General features: G+C 46.5%; 1 protein-coding gene and 2 pseudogenes. All 3 read right to left on the bottom strand.

What is annotated here, in order from left to right; all coding sequences use genetic code 11:
* Positions 1–133 (bottom strand): annotated as a pseudogene (locus VU18_RS18110) (phage major capsid protein); the annotation flags it as partial.
* 381 nt (positions 134–514) lie between these two features.
* Positions 515–1,072 (bottom strand): annotated as a pseudogene (locus tag VU18_RS16285) (HK97 family phage prohead protease); the annotation flags it as partial.
* Positions 1,014–2,312 (bottom strand): phage portal protein, encoded by a 1,299-nt coding sequence (locus VU18_RS16280; protein ID WP_047758554.1) that lies wholly within the window; start codon positions 2,310–2,312, stop codon positions 1,014–1,016. The pseudogene VU18_RS16285 and the gene VU18_RS16280, both read right to left, overlap by 59 nt.
* Positions 2,313–2,538: the final 226 nt, after the last annotated feature.

The raw sequence follows: 2,538 nt of genomic DNA, 5'->3' as shown, positions 1-2,538 counted from the left end.
TTTTTTTTTGCAATGCTCGCACATCTTCCATGCGCTTTTCTGCTTCGTCCACCTTATCTTCACCTAAAAGGGAACGAACCTCTGCTTTCATCTGCTCTAGTCTTTGTAACATTTCACGCAATTCTTTACTCATACGTTCAACCTCCTGATTTTATTAGAAATAAAAAAGAGCCGATTACATTAGCTCTAGTTCAAGTTCGAGTTTCCTCATATTCATGTTCTTCATTTTCTTCATTTTCTTCTTACGCTCGTCGTTTTGATCGTTAGTTTGTCCATTGTTTTGGTCATCGGTTTGCTCTGTAGGAGTTTCTGGTTGCAGCTCTGACTCCACATACCAGTGATGAATGCCCATATCCTCCATACCGTCGAAAACAATGCCATAGACCCACGTCAGGACTGCTTCCCGGACTTCTCCCGTCGTTTGACCTTCCATATGCGGTGTCCCAAGCACCTGTACGCGGCTACCTACTGAGAAAGCAGGGGATGATTTTTGGTTCTGGTTCACGATCCCCAATCCTTGGCGATATTCATCGAGCGATCGGACAGATACTTCGTTTGCTGGGTACGCCGGAAAAGCAACAGGAGAAATTTCATACAATTCCGCATCCAAAATGGAACGCTTGTAAATTTTTTTGCCGTCGCGATCGACTTGCGACCATTTGTCTTTTGTAACTCGCATCCCAAACGATACACCATCGACATCACCGCGCTTAATCATCTCCCAGGCATCATTGCCAATCGTGGTATTTGGCAAATCCAGCTCAAATCGCAGTTCCTTCTCTGTGCTCTCAAGGCGTAGCGTTCCGCTTTTCGTGCTCCCGAGCACTTTAGATGTATCGTGCGACCATAAACCGACGACGCCGCGTGTTTTTAAGCTCTCATCAAATGCGCCGGCTGCGATTTCTTCGACGAACGTGTCGCCCCACCAATCCCGCATTTCCGCGCTTTCTGTGTTATATTTAATGGATCCAGAGATGGTGCGTCTTTCTTCTTCTCCGCTTGACTGACGGACCTCAATTTTCACTGGCAGCGCCCGGATTTCCTTTGTTTCCTTCGTCGCCTGATTGCCCATTGTCACCACCTCCTTTCATGTATTGCTGACCTACCATTGTTAGAGGGATATAGTTCCCGTTGACAATGAGCTGATTGCCTCCAGGTCGAGGTGGCAAATCTTCCTTCGCCCTTGCTTCGTCTGGCTCAAGAAACCCATTTTGTATGCCGATCGCATAGGCTTCATATCTCGTTTTAATGTCAGCGCGCAAAATACTATCGACATTAAACTTCACATAATAGCCAGCGTCTAGTTCACTGTCTAGGAATAACTTGTACGTCATTTCCTGCTCGTACATCGTTAAAATCGGCAGCAACGTATCGACATAAAACTGCCGCTGCTGTTCCGCCACGTTTGTGTGGGTCGCCCGGCTTAAATCGTTGAGTTGGTGCATTTTGATACCAAAAGCCGTTGCAATTTGCCTGATTGTTAGCTCCGTATTTTCGAGAAACTGCGCATCGGACATCGTCAAACTGATCGGCTTAAACTCGTACCCGATCGGCATGAGTGCGATGCGGTGACTGTTTTTCAGTCCCGATGACATTTCCTCAAACTTTTCCCGGAATTTCTTTTGTGCCTCCGGGTTCAAATCGCCGACATACTGGACAATTCCCTTTACTTGCAACCCTTGCTTGTAAAAATTATTGATAAACCGGCCGGCCGCCGCCGCATTTTCCACCGTCGCCCGCAAATAATCAAGAGGAGGAACCCCGACAATGCCGTCAAGTGTCACACCACTTTTAAAGTGCAAAATTTCGTTTGGCATGAGCTTTCGCCGCTCGATTCCGACATCGACTTCATACCAGATGTGATTTTTGCTGCTGAAAAGGCCGATATCGTCGATCCAAATACGCACTTTACCTGCGTCGATCGGCCAAAGCCCCACAATCCGACCCTTTTCATCTGTCTCGATGTTGACGTACGCATTTCCATATATGTTCCGTTGTGTCTCATTGCATTTGGCGAAGTCAGACGCTGACATATACGGGTTGGGACGAAGCTTTAGCAACTTATATAAATAGTGCTTCACTGCCTTATTGACGCCGTTTTCGTCTTCACGATACGTCTTCAATGGGAGCTTGGACAGCGATTCCGCTAAAATCTTGATACAAGCGTAAACGGTTGCCTCTTTCAGCGCGTTTTTTCCGTAAACATTGACCTCACTAGGAGAAATGCCGAGAAAATCTAAAAGCGCTGGATCATTTAGGCTGTATTCCGTGTAATTGGTACTTCTTCGCTCCAAAGCACGCCGGAAAAACATTCAGTTTTCACCTCCCTCACGGCGGATAACGCTTCGGTGGATGCAGCGCCGTAAAAATACCGATAGCTAAACAAGAAAAACCAAGCATATACAGCCCTGCCGTCACGCTTAACCGGAACGTCGCAACGTTAATAAGTGTCAGTCCGATGAAAATAAAAAAATCTTCCGCGTAATCACGAAAGATTTTCCGTAATTTCTTCACTTTATCAACCCCACAGTCTGTCTA

Source organism: Geobacillus sp. ZGt-1, assembly GCF_001026865.1.
Taxonomy (GTDB): Bacteria; Bacillota; Bacilli; order Bacillales; family Anoxybacillaceae; genus Geobacillus; species Geobacillus thermoleovorans.
Note: the sequence above shows the minus strand (reverse complement) of the source record. Positions and strands in the feature narration are given on the sequence as shown.

Coding starts and splice junctions, on each gene's coding strand:
- VU18_RS16280 (WP_047758554.1), bottom strand. CDS start 2,312: ATGTTTTTCCGGCGTGCTTTGGAGCGAAGAAGTACCAATTACACGGAA.